We start from the raw sequence: 16,605 nt of genomic DNA on the forward strand, positions 1-16,605 counted from the left end.
TGTATATGATCATTTATTTGTTATCATCCTCAGATGCAAAGCCGCTGAACTCCGGGCAGACGGCGCTGACCGTCCCGATCACCCGCTTCAGAATGTCCTGATAAAGCTGATGGACAAACGGCAGGTCGGTCCGGTCCGTCTCATGAATCTGCCGAATGTCACCGGCTGTAACGATCCGGTATCCGCTGAAATGATAGAAAATCAGCGGACTTCCGTCTTCGAGCACAAGACGCCCGTCCTTCCATGAAAACGTGTGGCGGCCGTAATTCCAATGGCCGATATTCACGCCGGGCGTGGTGATGTCACACACATTCGGGAACAGGCCGGACATGTAATCCAAGTAGCCTTGATCTCCGAATTTTCCTTCGCCCGGCGCATTTTTGCATTCTTCCAGGCAGCGTTCTTTCCACCATCTGAGACAATCTGTGCCGGCACTGTCGGTTTTGAAGCTGAGAAAACCGGAATTATACCGGCCTAAAAGACGCTGCAGCATGTCGATTTCCTGTTTTCCAAATGAGGGAATGACGATATCGCCCCGTGACAGAAGCACCGAACAATCCGGCTGATTGTCAAAAATCGCGCGCGGATCAGCGAAGAAAAACAAATCGGCATCAATGTACGTGACACGCTCTAATTCCGGATGTCCGTCCAGCACGAATTCGAGAAATACCGGCTTCACCGTCCAGCAGTATTCGCTCTGATCCCTCGTCCGCTTCAGTTCAAGGAGCTCCTCATTTTCCAGTGCGGACACCTGAATCAAGGTGACATTATCCTGCCGCATTGCCTGAAGCACGTCATAGGTGTCTTGGTCCATACACAAAGTAAAAATGGGGGCGTCCGCCTGAACCGCTTTCAATGAGCCGAACAAAGCGATAGCCTGATACAGCCTTCCTTTTGATAAAACTGTGCAATATGCGCTTGTCACGTCTTTCTCTCACCTCTGTTTCTGTTACTTTTGAAAAAAGGCTTTATACCATTTGATCGTTTTTTCCAATCCTTCATCAATGGTATGTGCGGGTGTCCAATTCAGAAGCTTCCTCGCCTTTTCCGCCGATAAATATTGGTGCTTGATTTCATGGCTTCCCTGGTTGAGCACTTTCGGCTTGAGGTCACTGTCCATGGCCTTAAGAATTTTTTCTACAAGCTCCAGCACCGTCAGCTGAATCTCATTGCTGAAGTTGAACGCTTCTCCCGCAAGATTGAGCTCCTCCATCTTTTCCGCCAGCAAAAGGTATGCCTCGACCGCATCCTCGATGTAAAAATAATCACGGATAAATGTGCCGTCGCTGCGGATTTCCGGCGCTTCACCGTTCAGCACGAGCTGAATCGTCTGCGGAATAATCCGGTTGAAGTTCAAATCTCCGCCGCCGTACAAGTTGCCGCAGCGCGTAATACAGACCGGAAGTCCGTACGTATTAAAATATGTGTGGCTTAACAAATCGGCACAGCTTTTTGATACGTCATACGGATGTTTGCCCTGAAGAGGCATGTTTTCATCGTACGGCAGTGTCGGCTGGTCGCCGTACGCTTTATCACTGGACGCGACGATCACCCGCTTGATGAGCGGATGCCTGCGGCACGCTTCAAGGATGTTCCATGTGCCAAGAATATTGGCTTCAAATGTGGAAATCGGATTGCGGTTTGCGACGCCGACGATCGCCTGAGCGGCTAAATGAAAGACCGTGTCAATTTCATATTCGCCCAGCGCCCGCTCAATCACATCCAGATCTTCAAGCGCGCCCTGCACGATATTCATTTGCTTCACTTGTTCTCCCTGATACAGGTTCGACTTGGGCACAGTGTCACGGACAAGTCCCGTCACATTGGCCCCCTGATCGATCAGTTCCTTCACCAAGCAGCTTCCTAAAAGACCTGTGCATCCCGTCACAAACACATTTTTATTTTTCCAGAAACTCAAACTTGATCACCATACCTTCCATACATGTTGTCCCCGGTCCCACATCTTGTTGATTTCCAGCAGGTTTTTATACGTATCGATCGCCGTCCAGAAACCGTAATGCCGGTATACCGCCAATTCGCCGTCTTTCGCCAGCTCCTTCAGCGGTTCTTCTTCAAACATGACATCCCTGTCTTTCGGCAGATAATCAAATACCTTCGGGCTGAGCACGAAAAATCCGCCGTTGATGATGCCGTCACTTGAGGTTTTTTCAGAAAAGCTTTTCGCCATACCGTCTTCAACCGTCAGCGTTCCGAATTGCGAGGTCTTTTCTATACCGGTGACGGTCACCGCAGCCCCTTTTGATTGATGATAGCTGATCAGATGAAACAGGTTGATGTTGGCCAGTCCGTCCCCGTACGTCATAAGAAAGGTTTCATCACCGATGATGTCCTTCGCCTGTAAAAGCCGCCCCGCTGTCTGCGTGTGTTCCCCCGTGTCTAAAAAAGTGATTTTCCACGGCTCGGATTTTCCCAATATCCGCACTTCTCCGGTAGAGCTGTCCAGCGTCATGCTGTGATTCTTCCAGTCATAATCTAAGAAATATTCCTTAATCATCTCTCCTTTGAAACCAAGAAGCAGGATAAATTCGTTCACGCCATAGTATTGATAGAGTTTCATAATATGCCATAGAATCGGTTTGCCGCCTATCATGGCGAGCGGTTTGGGACGTTCATTGGTGATTTCGCTCATTCTCGTTCCTTTTCCGCCGCAGAGAATGACTGCTTTCATCTCTACCCCTCTTCTCTGTGAATATTGGATTCGAAACCGCCCGTATAAGAGAAACCAACCCGATAATTTGTCCGATTCTCTATCACCGGTTTCAAAATCTACTGTAAGATATGAGAGATTGGCGCCCTTTGTGACCAAAAGCTCTCTCTTTTTTCAGATTGGTGAAGATACACACAAAAAAAGAGCCTTACGGAAATTCCGTAAGGCTCTTTCTATTATTTATTATCCTGATTCAGCTTTTCTTTGCCGTAATGATATTTAGATGGATCAACCGGCGTAAAGTCGCTCAATTTGTGGAATCTGAGCAAGTCTTTGTACATCACGCTGTCAGACAGCTTCAGCTGCTCTGTGACTCTGGCTTTCAGGTTTTTCGTTTCCTGATTGCCTTTCAGTTCTTTTCCTGTCTTCGTATCGTATACGACATTGGAGATGGAAGTATATTTCGGCGTGACGTAATCTCCGTTACGGAACGTCACCGTATCATCATGGTCTTTCGAGAAGAGATCGGTGCCGAAATTAATATATTTCTTAGAATCGATGCCTTCCAAGTGAAGGATCGTCGGCACAACGTCCATTTCACCGCCGTACGTATGGTTCACCCCGCCTTTTTTGCCGGGGATGCGAAGCATAAGCGGCACACGCTGATTCTGCGCGTTTTGATAAGGCGTAATTTCTTTGCCGAGAATTTCTTTCATCGCGCGGTTATGGTTTTCAGAGATTCCGTAATGGTCTCCGTAAAGCATAATCACCGAGTTGTCATATAAACCGGATGACTTCAGGTCTTTAAAGAACTGTTCAAGCGCCTCGTCGAGATAACGCGCCGTCTGGAAATAGTCATCCACAGTCGCGTCGCCCGTTTTCGCTTTTTCGATCGTTGCGTCTTTTTCATCAAGCGTAAACGGATAATGGTTCGTCAGCGTGAGCAAATGCGCGTAGAACGGCTGTTTCAGCGATTGAAGCTTCGGAATGGATTCTTTGAAGAATGGTTTATCCTTCAGTCCCATATTGACAAGGTTGTCATCAGACATATCGTATGTGCTGGCGTCAAAGAATTTATCGTAGCCGATATGTTTGTAAATCTGGTCACGGTTCCAGAATGATTTGTAGTCACCGTGTAAAACGGCGCTTGTATAGCCCTCACTTTGGTCAAGGATGGCAGGAAGCGATTGATACGTGTTTTCCCCTTTTGTCACGAAGGCTGATCCTTCAGGCAGTCCGAACAGGCTGTTATCCATCATCAGCTCGGCGTCAGATGTTTTACCTTGGCCCGTTTGGTGGAAAAAGTTATCAAAGTACGTCATGTCCTCTCCGCCGCGGGCGAGTTTATTCAGGAACGGCGTGACTTCTTTTCCGTCAAGTTTGTAGTTGATCAAAAACGATTGGAAGCTCTCCAGGTGAATCTTAATGATGTTTTTGCCTTTGGCCTTGCCGAAATACTCGGCGTTCGGCTTCGCATAATGCGACGATGTGTAGTTTTCAACGCTCGTCAGGTCATCGCTGCTGGCATATGCCCGCTGTGATTCCGTCTGCGCCGTCTGTACGCCGTCATAAATTGTGTAATTATAAAGGCCTAAGTATTTTACAATGTAATTGCGGTCAAACGTTCTTGTCAGCAGCTCCGGGCGGTCCTCTTCGGCAATCGCCAGGTTCACGAAGAACAAAACAATACCCGTCACGATAATTAATGACGTATACCGTTTTTTCAGCTTGAATTCCTTCAGCTCACGTCTCCACACCAGAAGCGCGATTAAAATAATAATATCAACAAAGTATAAAATATCATGGCCGGACATAATGCTGAAGATGCCGTCTCCCATATTTCCCACATTACCGGATTGCTTTAAGTTCGGGAATGTCAAGAAATCATCGAAGAATCGATAGAATAGGATATTTGCATACAAAATAAACGTCATGATGAAATCAATAATCACCATGATAATCGCTGATTTGCGGCCTTTCGCAAACAATGCCAGTCCTAAAAAGAAAATGGCGCTTGAGAACGGATTGATCACAAGCAGAAACTGCTGCGTCGGACCCTTCACCCCAAGGTTGAATTCAGCATGATAGGCTAAATACGTTTTGGCCCAAAACAAAATAATAGCCAGTACAAAAAAACTAAGTCTGTAAGAAAATAATTTCTTCATGGCAACCTCTACTTTCCTAAACACTTTAAATCTGTATTCTTACTTTTTGCTTCAATTCCTGCTTTCCGAGCAAAACGAAAGCATCACACAGCCCCATAAACACACCATTTAAAAAAACGATATATTTATCATTCGTGTCATGCCCATTGAACATCTTATCCCGCCAGCCATTAGACGCAGGATATCCGTTCTTCGTTTCACATTTTTTTCTGGCATTAAAAGGTACCGTATCAGACCGGGTCTGAAAATAGGAGATACCAAATATAAGAATAACACAAACTTCTAAAAACGAAAAATGAATATCAAAGGCAGCCGCCCAACAGGCGGGCTGAAGTTATTGTATGCAAAGGGGTTGAAAAACTTGAAGGTTTTTTTGGCTGATGTAAAAAAGGACTGGAGTCATCCAGTCCTTTTCATCAAATCAGTCAAATCCCCGCCCAAACATCTTTTGCGTAAATGCCTTTTGTCTGGAGGTCCAAAAGCCATTCTTGCGCTTGCCGTTCGTCTGTTTCGCGGACCGACTGATACGCTTTTTGCAACGTTGCCTCTACATCGGGCGCCATTTTGCTGCCGTCGCCGCATACGTAGAGGTGCCCTCCCCGGCCGAGGATGGAAATTAAAGCGCCGGCGTCTTTCGCCATTAAGTGCTGCACATACGTTTTCGGTACGCCTTCTTTGCGGGAGAAAGCCGTATGAAGCGTCACGATTCCGTCTTTTTCATAAGCTTCAAGCTCGTCACGGTAAATAAAATCATGATCGTTTCTGCATCCGAAATACAGATGAGCCTCCCCCAGCTCTTTTCCTTCTTTTTTTAACGCCGCCCGGGCCTGCAGAAATCCGCGGAACGGGGCGACTCCTGTGCCGGGACCGACCATAATAATCGGTTTTTCCGGATCTTCCGGCAGCCGGAATCGTGTTTCCGGAGTGCGGACAAACATCACGATACCATCCTCAGGGCCGCGGTCCGCTAAATAATTCGAAGCGACTCCGCGATACTCACCCAAACCGCTCCGGGCGGGTCCGCGAACGACGCCGACGGTAATTGAAGCCTGCCCAGGATGTTTCCGGGGCGAACTTGAAATCGAATAATACCGCGGCTTCAACGGGCGCAAAAGCTCCAGAAATCGCTCAAACGGAAGTTCACACGCTTCATATTTTTCAAGGAGATCGAGCATCGAGACGCGCGATGTTAAGATTTGCTCCTGATAGACGCCCTCCTCAAGAAAATCTTCCAATTCCCGTTTGTGCGGCGGGCAGACCGTATAAGCGGCCATTTCCCGGATTTGAGCCCTTGATGCCGCTTCCTGCAATTCGACACAGCTGCTCAGAAGATCATGCAGCCTGACCGGCCGATCGAGCGGGAGATGAGCTGCGCTCTGTCCGCTGGCCGTCAGCAGCACTTGATCATTCCCGTTCAGATTGAACCGGCGGAGAACACGGCTGACCTGCTCTTTGCTGTTTACCGGCAGCACGCCGAGATGATCCCCTTCATGATAGGCAGCCTCTTTCGGCAGAGTGATTTCGATATGCCTTGTGCTCCGGCCGCTTTCCGGCGCCTGAAGTTCCCTGTTTTCCGCAACGGATGCGTAAACCGCTTCATACGTCTGTGCCAAAGGAGACCCGCCAAGCCCGCTGACAAATTGAAGGCCCAGCGCACTTCTCTCTTTTTCGGCATTTTCATTCAGCTTGAGACCGAATGCCTTCATGGCGTCCGTCCACATGCTTTTTTTCCATTCATCAAGCTTTCCTTCAAAATCGCCGCTGACGTCCCCCTCGCCTCGGGAGGAAAAGCGTTCCGCCCCTTTTTCGGCAAGCTTCTCATCAATAAGCCTCGGTACAGCCTGATATGTCGCCGCCCAGTTATGATCACCGCAGCCAAAGACGGCATATCGGACGCCTTCCAGTTCCCCGGGTTTGACTTCTTCAAGCCATTGAACGAATTGTCCCGCGTTGCTCGGAGGCTTTCCGTTATAAGAGGACGTAATGATCAAGAGAGCTCCTTCTTTCGGCAGTTTTCCGATCCGGTCATTTAAAGGCGCCGTTTCAGTCCGGACGCCGTGCATCCCGGCAGTATCGGCAAGCTCCCGCGCCACGCCTTCTGCGGTTCCCGTATCTGAGCCGTACAGAATCAGAAGCGGTCGGTTATCAAGCCCGATAATGGATGCGCCTTTTGTTTCCCGTTTTTCTTTTTCGACGTCTTCCGCCGCTTTTTCAGCCGCCGGGAGAGCAGCCGCCACGGCTTCTTTGTTTCTCGGCCGCACCCGGATATGAAAGTCGCCGGGCTTGATCGTTAATGTTTGTTTAATATCGAGCTCATAATCGGTGTGATCGATAAAAGTAAAATGCTGAAGAATCATCCCCAGAACAAGAGTTGCTTCATGCAGGGCGAACTGCATACCGATACACGCCCTCTGACCGTTTCCGAACGGCTTATACGCATGGTGAGGCACTTGATCAGGATGTTCAAACCGCTCCGGATAAAATTCCTCCGCATTGTCTCCCCACGCGTCTTTATCACGGTGAAGCTGGGGAATTAAGACGGAAATTCTGTCTTTCGGCGTGATCGGATATTTCCCGCCGATCACCGTATCCTCTTTCGCATAAAGGCTGAACGCAGGCGCGGTCGGCCATAAGCGCAATGACTCCTGCAAAATCATTCGGATATAAGTAAGCTCCAGTACTTGTTTATAAGAAGGAACGGGATCGGTCAATACCCGATCAGCTTCTTCATAGGCTTTTTCCAAAACACGAGGATGTTTCAGCAGAAAGTAGATGGCAAAGGAAAGCAGGCCGCTGGTCGTTTCGTGGCCGGCAATTAAAAACGTGATGATTTGAAACCGGATATTTTCATCATCAAGTTTTTCGCCCGTTTCCGGGTCTTCCACATTCAGCATTCTGGCCAGCAGATCCTTTTCATCCCGGCCGCCTGACCGGCGCTCTGCGATAATACTGTCTACTAACGAAAACATCGCCTGAATGTCATGATGAAATTGGCGCTTCGTTCTGATCATAAGCTTATCCTGAACATCAAGGCGCTGCATTTGGTGCATCGCTTCATCAAGGGCCCGCACCATGCTGTTGATAAACGGATGAGGCGTTTCCCTGTAATAGCTGTTAAACCGATAGTTAAAGCCGCAAAGCCCAATCGTATCAAGCGTCAGCCGGGTCATATCAGCAGGCACATCAACGGCCTCATCCGGGTTCAGCCTAGCCCATTTTTGAATCAGCTGCACCGCGATATCAGTCATCATCGAATGATAATCTTTCATCGCGCGCTGGCTGAAGGTCGGCATCAGAATATGATGCGCCTTTCGCCAGTTAGGCTCATGCGTCCAGCTTGTAAACAGCCCGTCACCGGAAAACGCCCGGACTTTCTCTAAAGCCCCTTCAATGCTTTTATCGAACCGCTCTTCATCACAAACCTCTTTCACCAGTTCATGGCCGGACACGACGATAATGGCGCCCGCCGGCGTATGCAGCTGAAAAATAGGCCCCTGCTCGTTTGCCAGTTTGATCAGCGACATTGTAGGCTTGTCTTTATCAAGCAAAGGAAGATTGCCGAGCGGGCCGAATGTCTTCGGCTGCGGAATCGGACCTGTTTCCTTCATGAATAACACCCTTTCTAACACGTTGATGCGTTCCTTCCAACTACATTGCCCTTTTCACCGGCCGATTATCCGCCGTCACGGATCAATCATCGGATTGACGATCGATAACGGTTTTTTCTATACTGGAGAGGCTTGTCAAATACAGAAATAAGGTGAGTTCACATATGGATTTTGAAATCAAGTTTTTATCGTTTTATGTCATTCAAGTGGAAGGAAAAGACGAACAGGCAAACAAACAGTTCAAACATTTCCAGACCCTTGACACGGAAGAATTTGAAGAAAGCGAGCTGAAGGATTTTCTTGACGGGGAATTGAAGAAAATCGTCAAACGGAAAGCCGAACGGCATCCGCAATCCGAGCAAGTCCCAACAAAAATCGGCCATTTTATCACGGAGCCGGGCCATGAGCTTGATTCAAATCCGAATTACAACCTTTTCAACCGCGCCAGACTTGCGGATACGAAGGAAGCATTTATCGAAGCAAGCGAGCAGTTCGTCCGCACTTACCTTGACACGAGTGCCGTGCGCGGCGGTGTTTTTATCGTGGCATCGGCCGTTCCGCGCAAGTATTTTGAAGACAAATTCGTCTTTATGATGAAATGCGATTTCGAGCCGAAGGTCGCCCGCATCTCAGACGCCTCATCTCTCATTAAAAAGGTCGAAATGGCCATCACGACAAAAAACATGAAAAGCATTCAATATCCGTATATGCCGGAAGAAGGCATGACGGAAGAGCATGAGCTGAAAATCCACCAGGCCTCGCACGCCCGTTATTTCGAAGATTTTCTCAAATTTGTCGAATACGGCGAATCGATGCCGGAAATCATGAAAAACCAAGTCATGAACATGGTGCAGGAACACGTGTATGAAACGTTTGAAGAAAACAGCGAAGAGCTTCAGCAGTTTGAGCACGACATTGAAATTTGGGAAGCGAGTGAAAAGCGGGAAATTCAGGAGCGCCTCGACACTCATCAAGTCATCGAGGCATCCGCGCAGATCATTGAACACACGCCGGAAGCCGAGCTGAAAATGAAAGTCGGAGAAACAGAGATTAAAGGATTACTGGCTGATTTCGGCGAATCCATCCATCTCGCAAAAGTGAACGGGCGCTATGTCGCGCTCATTGAGGCGGAGACGATCTCGTTTGAAAAAGGCAGTTCGCCGGTGGAGTTTCACAAGCCTGAGGGGCTGCATGAGGTGATTGAGCGGATACGGAATAAATCTGAACAAGACTGACAAAAGTCCAGACGCCATGTTCTGGACTTTCTTTATTTAATAAGGCTCTTTGAGCAATCGATAGCATGCACCGATGATGTCTTGGACGCCGGGCGTTCCCTTTATCTCGCGGCGGACGATTTCAGATGAGAGATTCTGCACCTGTAATGCCCGCTCCGCCCGTCTTTCGAAGTATGCTTGACATGCAGTTTCATGGTTTTCGTGTTTTTGCAGTTCTTCACTAAGCACAATCGCGTCTTCAATCGCCATCGCCGCTCCTTGCGCCAATGTCGGCGCTCCTGCATGGACGGCATCCCCGCCCAGAACGACGCGGCCTCTGTGCCACGGTTCTTTGACCGCCATCTGCTCAATCTTATGAAACAAAACGGGAAATTCCTTTGACATATTCTCTGTCACAAACTTCACTCCCGGAATTCCGCGCAGCAAGTCTTTCACCCGTTCAAAACGCGTGTCCTCGTCATCCCTGAAGTCAGCGTCATACGGCCGGATGATAAATACGTATCCTGTTTTTTCAGAGAGCGGCACGACTCCGACCTGCGTCTGCCCTTTTTTATACATCAGTGTCGAATCATGAAATATCGGCTCGGGAAAAGAAATGTAAAATCTGTGCGCTCCCATGCCGAGATACTCTGTTTTCACTTCTCTTTGCAGCATTTGATCGCGGACAGCGGAGCGGATGCCGTCAAAGCCGGCGAGGATGTCAGCCATCATCGCGGTTCCGTCTGCACAATGCACCGTTATGTCATCTGCCGTTTCTTCGTAAGACACGACTTTTTTACCGGGCAGAATCGTGACCCCCGCCGCTTCAGCATGCTTTTTGAGGATATCGTTTAACGTTTGCCGCAATATATTATTCCGCCCCGGCAATGAATCATCTAAAAACGCCTCACTCACTTTAAACTGCAGCGTTCCGTTTTCATCATGCTGCTTCAGCCATTCCGTTTGAAAGCCGTGTTGACAGCATTCATCATACACACCGATTTCCCGCAGCACCCGCAGCGCATTTTGGGGCTGGAGAATGCCCGCTCCGCTTTTTCGCATGTCGGACGCCGCCTCGCAAAGGGTCACTTCAAAACCCGCTCTGCCGAGAGAAATCGCTGCGGACAGGCCGCCGATCCCTCCTCCCGCTATGATGATCTTTTTCACTTCATGGTTCATCACGATACCGCCTTCTCTATTTATTTATTATTCATTAACTATTAGCCACCTTACTATATGAGCTGAAAAACTGTCAATCTTTATAGGTTGCCTTTTGAATCCGGCAAGCTTATACTTTGAATCACTAAAATGGTACGGAGGCTTACAAAAATGGAGTTGAGACATTTGCCGGATTATTCGCAGATTGCCGGACGCGCTGAGATTTACGCCGATATGGATGCTGAATCATTGAAAACATTTTTAACGTTATTTGATATGTCTAAAAAAATGAATCAGGTCATGGAGCATTATTTCTCAAGTCACGGATTGTCCGAAGGGAAATTCAAAATTTTGATGTTTCTGTTTGACGCACCCGGACACAGCCTGAGTCCGACAGAGCTGGCAAAAAAATCCAATGTCACCAAAGCGACCATCACCGGATTGATCGACGGACTCGCACGGGACGGCTTTGTAAACCGCAGCCGGCATACCGGCGACAGACGAAAAATCAGCATCGAACTCACAAAAGAAGGAAAAGAAAAGCTGATGCTGTTTCTTCCCGGCCACTTCTCCAATATTTCAGGAGTCATGGAAAGCTTCACCGCTGAACAAAAAGCGGAATTGACAAAAATGCTTGAAGTATTATTTGATAAGCTTCTGCTGTTTTCCGGCGGCAGAACATAAAAAGGCGCCCCTCTCAGCAGGGCGCCTTTTTCGCGCGGTTAATCATCACTGTTTAAAATTCCGAAAAACCGTAGCAGGTTGATAAACAGGTTAATAAAGTCGATATAAAGCGTCAATGCCATCAAAGGAATCAGGTCAGCCGTGATGTCCCGGTGCTTGATCTGGTTCAGATCGTATAAGATGTACATTGAAAACACAATCGTCCCGATGACGGAATACGCCATCATGGCGGCGGAATTCAGCGGGCTGAAAATATTAAAGATCCCCACTGCGAGAAGCGCGATGACAGCGACAAGCAAGAAGGACCATAAAAACGACAAGTCCTTTTTCGTCTTAGCGCCGATCGTGCCGAGCACCGCAAAAATCACAAACGATGAACCGAATGCCTCCAATACGACATAGGCCCCCGCTGCGGACGCATAATGGCTGATAATCGGAAACAGCGTCATTCCGGAAATGAAAGCGAATGAAAAGACAAACACATATCCGACGGCTTTTTTTCGGCGCAGCCAAAATGCGGCGATGATCATGACGACCTCTAAGACCGACAGCGGCAGCATCAATGCCGGCGGAATGAACTGACCCGTATACAGGCCGATTGTCGCAACTAACAGTGTAAACACAAATACCGTTATAATGCGCTGCATAATAGATTGTTTGCTCTCATAAGCAGCAGTTTGCATGTCAAAAGTCCTCCCAAAAAAATGATCTTGATAGGTCTATTATAAATAAAATGGGAGAAATTTGCATGATTTTAAGAAGATTTTAAGGATGTCAGGCCTGACGTTTTGCTGCGCATTCCTGCATATCCATGAAATCATGCAGTTTTTTCGTCAAGCCGCCGTGCCCGAATCGGATATTCCCCTTCTGCCCCGGCGTTTTCGCGAAATCGAGAAATGCCAGCACATAAAGACGCCTGACGGGAATCGGAATGACGCCCGCATCATAAAACCAGCCGTCAATTGTATTGAGCACGCCTTTGTTAATGCCGTATTGCTTCGTGCACCAATGCAGAAAGCGCACTTCGGGCAGGTGCAGATACCGGCTCTCCCGGAAAGGAACAGTTGAATGCTTCATATGTACCGCCTCCTGTCATTGGCTGTTTTTTAAGATTGTTTTACTTCTTTGCTCTTCAGGGAAAATCGATATTTCTCCACCTTATCAATTTGTGTCACTTGGGAATTATGAACCGTAATCTGAACTGTCCCGAAATCGAGCGTTTCCAGCGCGCTGATAATCTTTTCGATCACATGCGGATCTACGTTTCCTTTGGACGTCATCATGCTCCCCCTTTATGTCTGGCCGTTCGTCTTTTGACAATGAGTGTTTTAATTCATACTATTCTGATAAGAAATATATAATTATACTATTATGTTTTCATTCAGAAATCAATAACATTTACACAATTTTTGGATATGTTTTCTTTGCGAAAACTTTCACTTCCTTCGCTTTGATATAAACCGTGTCGCCGACGCCCGCCCCCAAGGCGTCATATTGCTCTTTTTAAGAACGCAATCTTCACGTTCCGACATATTTACGTTGTTTTCCGCTGACAAAAAAAGCGCCCCGCCTCTGGCCGGAGCACCTTTTTTCTATGCTTTTGCTTCCTCGATCACACATGTGACGCCCATGCTGGCGAGCGCCTGCTCCAGGGATCCGTAAGTTTGATACTCTGAAAAATCAAGCCCCAATTGGATAGAAGTCTGTGCCACATCAGGCCGAATGCCGGAAAACACGGTTTTGATGCCGAGGAGAAATAACGTTTTCGACAGCATATACAATTGCTGCGCCACCATCGTATCGACAATGGGCACACCGGACAGATCAATCACAAGATTTGTGATCCGTTTGGCGACACAGTTTTCCGGCACCGACTCCAAAATCACGCGTGCCCGTCTCGTATCAATTGAGCCGATGAGCGGCAGAGTGCCGATCGTATCCGCGATCAAAATAACCGGACAGCTCAATTCGGAAATAAGCTCCTGCTGAGATGACAGCCTCGCGATCATTAATTTCTGAAACTGTTCAGTAAAATCCGTCATCAGCTGATCAAACGAGCCGTTGACAAGGTGATTCCAGCGGCGGGCATCCTCGTTTGTTACGATGTCCTGATGCTCATCCATAAAACGGGTGACCGCCTCCCAAAAGACGGTTCTTGAATTGCCGATCGCCTCAACGACCTCATGAACCTCCGCGTCTTGCTCCACTCTGCTTTTCGCTACCTGTGCGGCCCATTTTTCTTTGTTATGCTGAAAAACGGCCGGATCTTCCAAAAAAGCGCTTGCGATGACCGTGTTTGTAAAGGTATGCTGCTCGATCAGCAGCCGTTTCATTTCCTCACTTAATTGATCCGCAGAATAAAAACGCCCTCTCAGCTTCCGTCTCAGCTTGAGCCATTTTTCCGTCAGCTCTGCCGAATGTGTAATAATATAATCATGAAGTAATTGGTCTTTGTTCACTGCCGTCTCCTCTTTCAAGAATATGTACTTTTGTCTAAATTATAAATCGGAATCGCCGATCGTACTAGAGAAATAAAAAAAAGCCTGCACATTAAAGCTTTTGATTGCTTTTTTCGGCAGGAGGTTACACTATAAAAGAAATGAAACAGGAGGTCAGTATGATGATCAAAAAAATCGCGACAGTCGCCGTATACACTGATGATCAGCAAAAAGCGAAAACATTCTGGACGGAAAAAGCGGGGTTTGAAACCGTCGCCGAGCATCCGATGGGCCCGGGCGCCTTCTGGCTTGAGGTAGCGCCCAAAGGGGCCGCCACTCATTTGGTTATTTATCCGAAATCGATGATGAAAGGGGCCGAGCATATGAAGGCTTCTATCGTATTTGAGTGTGAAGATGTCTTTGCCGCATACGAACAGATGAAAAAGAACGGCATCACCTTTTTAGATGAACCGAAACAAATGGAATGGGGCAGCTTCGTGCAATTTAAAGATGAGGATGGTCATGTCTTTCTCCTGAAATCGTAATCCGTCAGGCATCTCAATTGACTTTGAGAATCATTTTCATTTAAAATGTTGGATAAAGCGTGAAAAGGATTGGAGAGCTGCCAGATGTTCGTGCAAATCAGAAAAATGACCGTAAAAGAAGGACATGCCGACAAAGTAATCGAACGCTTCAGTTCAGAAGGCGTGATTGAAAAGCAGGAAGGTTTGATAGACGTAACGGTCCTGGAAAAAAAAGTCCGCCGCGGTGATGAAGAAGTCGTCGTGTTAATCCGCTGGGAGTCAGAAGACCATTGGAAACAATGGGAAAAAAGCGAAGACCACATCGCGGCCCACAAAGCAAACCAAGGCAAGCCGAAACCTGATTATATGCTTGGGACGGATGTCGGTATGTATCATGTCAGAGCCGTTAAAACAGGCGTACACGAAAAATAATAAAGAGCATTTGCCCCAGGGCAATGCTCTTTTTATTTTTTCTCCTCATACGGCAGGACAAACAGCGGTTTATCGGGCTTCCATTCCGCATACAGCACGTCCTCCGTTTTTTTGATGTTCAGCTTTTTCAGCTCCTGAGTCAGCTGCTTTTCTTCCAGCCTGGCTTCTTTCAGATTTTCATACAGCACTTCGCCGTCAATAATCAGTGTGACCGGCAAAGAGACCTGCTTCAGCTTTATTTGCATGTCGCCGTTTTTCGTCGTGTCATATTGAAATTTCGGCAGGACGCTGACCATCCCGTTTGTTTCTAAAATCGCGTACTCCGCTTCCTGTATGGAAAAGCAATTCGCCTGTCTGAGAAGGCTTTGCAGTTGATTAATGTCCAGCTTATTCTTTTTCAGCACATCATATTTCAGTTTTCCTTTATGTATGATAATACTCGGCTCGCCTTCCAACAGCTTTCTGGAGCTTTTTACTTTCTGCGTAATCAGTTCGATGAGATAAATTAAACCCCCCCATAACAGAGAGGCAAAAATGATTTCAAAAATCCTGACGCCTTTATCATACACCGCATTTCCGACCAGTTCGCCGAGGATGAGCGCGGAAATAAAATCAAACGGCGTAATTTGCGAGAATTGAGTTTTTCCAAGCAATTTTAAAATCACAAATAAAATACCCAAACCGCATACTAACTCCCAAGCCACTGTAAGTAAATGTCCCATATTCGCACCTTCTTCTTAAAAGTCATTACCATTATGGACATTCGCCTGTTTTCTATACAGCGGCCGGCAACACACAAAAAAACGCAGCCGAGGCCGCGTTTTTTCACTTCTGCTTACTGTTTTTGATTCGATCTGACGACCCGTAAGCACACCTCAGCGGCATAACCGGCAGCCGCTCCGGAACCCGCAAACATCGCGGCAAGCCCCAAGCCCATTCCTTCCCAGCCGCCGACACCGAAAATGCTGTAAACAACCGTACCGAAAGCAGTCAGGCCCAGCACCGCCAAAAGGCACTCAGGCCACATCTTTTTCGGCCATTTCTTGCGGAGCACAGCCGATACGGCAAAGTTAAGACAAAATGCGGCCAGACAGATCAGAAAAAAAAACCCCATGTCTTTTGCACCTCCGTCATGAGTAGCTTTTTATTTGCTCACCTTTTTTTCAAACAAATGATAACCCGGCGCGGGTCCTTTTGATTCGTACCCCATTCCGCTGTAAAACGACTGAAGCGCCTTGTTTTCGGACACGCAATCGAGCCGGATTTTCGTTTTTCCCGGACAAGACACACCCGTTTCCGCCCAAGTCATGATTGTCCGGCCGAGCCCCGCCCCTGCAAACCGCCTGTTAATCGCCAGCCGGTGGAGATATACGGACTCCTCATGTCCTTCATCGCCCCAAAGACGTCTGTCCCACCCGCTTGCTTCGGGAAGCAGCATGACGACGCCGGCCAGCTCTTCATTCTGCCTGAATAAAAAAACATACCCTTGGGCGATCGCCTCCCGCATATTGTGGGTATCTTCCCCTTGCAGAAGGCCGCTCCACTGGTTCGACCCTTTATCGCGAAGCCATTCTGCCGCTTGCACGAGCAGATCCATGACCTCTTTTGCATCATCTTTCCGGGCGGAGGTGACCCGGAATGCCCCCGCCTTCTCCTCCGTAATCGTAAAAGGTGTCATAAAATCCTCCTGTAATCAGAATATTCGACACCTTCA

The 16,605-nt window shown here is 47.8% G+C and carries 17 protein-coding genes; 4 read left to right on the forward strand and 13 right to left on the reverse strand.

Annotation, left to right across the window (positions count from 1 at the left end; all coding sequences use genetic code 11):
* Positions 1-13: 13 nt before the first annotated feature.
* The 5 genes from BR62_RS0118300 to BR62_RS0118320 form a co-directional block, all read right to left on the reverse strand.
* Complete coding sequence (locus BR62_RS0118300; protein WP_007408949.1) at positions 14-925, reverse strand: putative nucleotide-diphospho-sugar transferase; 912 nt, start codon at positions 923-925, stop codon at positions 14-16.
* 24 nt (positions 926-949) lie between these two features.
* The gene (locus BR62_RS0118305) at positions 950-1,918 is read right to left on the reverse strand and encodes a GDP-mannose 4,6-dehydratase (RefSeq protein ID WP_020953934.1); all 969 of its coding nucleotides are present in this window, start codon (positions 1,916-1,918) and stop codon (positions 950-952) included.
* A gap of 6 nt (positions 1,919-1,924) precedes the next feature.
* Positions 1,925-2,689 carry a glucose-1-phosphate cytidylyltransferase gene (locus BR62_RS0118310; RefSeq protein WP_015239357.1) on the reverse strand — a complete coding sequence of 255 codons (765 nt, stop codon included), beginning with the start codon at positions 2,687-2,689 and terminating at the stop codon, positions 1,925-1,927.
* A 215-nt stretch (positions 2,690-2,904) separates the two neighbouring features.
* Positions 2,905-4,833: a lipoteichoic acid synthase gene (locus BR62_RS0118315; RefSeq protein ID WP_003155677.1), complete on the reverse strand. Its 1,929-nt coding sequence runs from the start codon at positions 4,831-4,833 to the stop codon at positions 2,905-2,907.
* Between the two features lie 425 nt (positions 4,834-5,258).
* Positions 5,259-8,441, reverse strand: coding sequence for a bifunctional cytochrome P450/NADPH--P450 reductase (locus BR62_RS0118320; RefSeq protein ID WP_032871731.1), 3,183 nt, complete (start codon positions 8,439-8,441; stop codon positions 5,259-5,261).
* Positions 8,442-8,605: 164 nt separating this feature from the next.
* Here BR62_RS0118320 and BR62_RS0118325 point away from each other — a divergent pair, with 164 nt between their 5' ends.
* Positions 8,606-9,676, forward strand: coding sequence for a DUF3900 domain-containing protein (locus tag BR62_RS0118325; protein WP_007408944.1), 1,071 nt, complete (start codon positions 8,606-8,608; stop codon positions 9,674-9,676).
* A gap of 36 nt (positions 9,677-9,712) precedes the next feature.
* Here BR62_RS0118325 and BR62_RS0118330 read toward each other — a convergent pair whose 3' ends face one another.
* Entirely contained in the window at positions 9,713-10,834 is a 1,122-nt protein-coding gene (locus BR62_RS0118330; protein ID WP_032871732.1) for an FAD-dependent oxidoreductase, read from the reverse strand.
* Between the two features lie 150 nt (positions 10,835-10,984).
* Here BR62_RS0118330 and BR62_RS0118335 point away from each other — a divergent pair, with 150 nt between their 5' ends.
* The gene (locus tag BR62_RS0118335) at positions 10,985-11,497 is read left to right on the forward strand and encodes a MarR family winged helix-turn-helix transcriptional regulator (protein WP_007408942.1); all 513 of its coding nucleotides are present in this window, start codon (positions 10,985-10,987) and stop codon (positions 11,495-11,497) included.
* Between the two features lie 38 nt (positions 11,498-11,535).
* On the opposite strand, the gene BR62_RS0118340 is transcribed toward BR62_RS0118335, so the two are convergent.
* The 4 genes from BR62_RS0118340 to BR62_RS0118350 all read right to left on the reverse strand — a co-directional run bounded on the left by BR62_RS0118340 (position 11,536) and on the right by BR62_RS0118350 (position 13,956).
* Positions 11,536-12,180: a Bax inhibitor-1/YccA family protein gene (locus BR62_RS0118340; RefSeq protein ID WP_007408941.1), complete on the reverse strand. Its 645-nt coding sequence runs from the start codon at positions 12,178-12,180 to the stop codon at positions 11,536-11,538.
* A gap of 91 nt (positions 12,181-12,271) precedes the next feature.
* Positions 12,272-12,574, reverse strand: coding sequence for an FMN riboswitch-binding regulator RibR (locus BR62_RS0118345; protein WP_007408940.1), 303 nt, complete (start codon positions 12,572-12,574; stop codon positions 12,272-12,274).
* Positions 12,575-12,603: 29 nt separating this feature from the next.
* Complete coding sequence (locus tag BR62_RS19425; RefSeq protein WP_003155693.1) at positions 12,604-12,777, reverse strand: YezD family protein; 174 nt, start codon at positions 12,775-12,777, stop codon at positions 12,604-12,606.
* A gap of 312 nt (positions 12,778-13,089) precedes the next feature.
* Complete coding sequence (locus BR62_RS0118350; RefSeq protein WP_032871734.1) at positions 13,090-13,956, reverse strand: STAS domain-containing protein; 867 nt, start codon at positions 13,954-13,956, stop codon at positions 13,090-13,092.
* 161 nt (positions 13,957-14,117) lie between these two features.
* Here BR62_RS0118350 and BR62_RS0118355 point away from each other — a divergent pair, with 161 nt between their 5' ends.
* A complete protein-coding gene (locus BR62_RS0118355) occupies positions 14,118-14,480 on the forward strand; it encodes a VOC family protein (protein WP_007408938.1) in 363 nt (120 codons plus the stop codon).
* Between the two features lie 84 nt (positions 14,481-14,564).
* Complete coding sequence (gene hmoA, locus BR62_RS0118360) at positions 14,565-14,891, forward strand: heme-degrading oxygenase HmoA (RefSeq protein WP_003155696.1); 327 nt, start codon at positions 14,565-14,567, stop codon at positions 14,889-14,891.
* A gap of 32 nt (positions 14,892-14,923) precedes the next feature.
* Here hmoA and BR62_RS0118365 read toward each other — a convergent pair whose 3' ends face one another.
* From BR62_RS0118365 to BR62_RS0118375, 3 genes are all read right to left on the reverse strand, one after another.
* Positions 14,924-15,613 (reverse strand): YetF domain-containing protein, encoded by a 690-nt coding sequence (locus BR62_RS0118365; protein WP_032871736.1) that lies wholly within the window; start codon positions 15,611-15,613, stop codon positions 14,924-14,926.
* Positions 15,614-15,726: 113 nt separating this feature from the next.
* Positions 15,727-16,005: a YesK-like family protein gene (locus BR62_RS0118370; RefSeq protein ID WP_007408936.1), complete on the reverse strand. Its 279-nt coding sequence runs from the start codon at positions 16,003-16,005 to the stop codon at positions 15,727-15,729.
* Positions 16,006-16,035: 30 nt separating this feature from the next.
* A complete protein-coding gene (locus BR62_RS0118375; RefSeq protein WP_007408935.1) occupies positions 16,036-16,569 on the reverse strand; it encodes a GNAT family N-acetyltransferase in 534 nt (177 codons plus the stop codon).
* Between the last annotated feature and the right edge of the window lie 36 nt (positions 16,570-16,605).

Origin of the sequence: Bacillus sp. UNC69MF (assembly GCF_000746035.1) — a bacterium.
Taxonomy (GTDB): Bacteria; Bacillota; Bacilli; order Bacillales; family Bacillaceae; genus Bacillus; species Bacillus velezensis.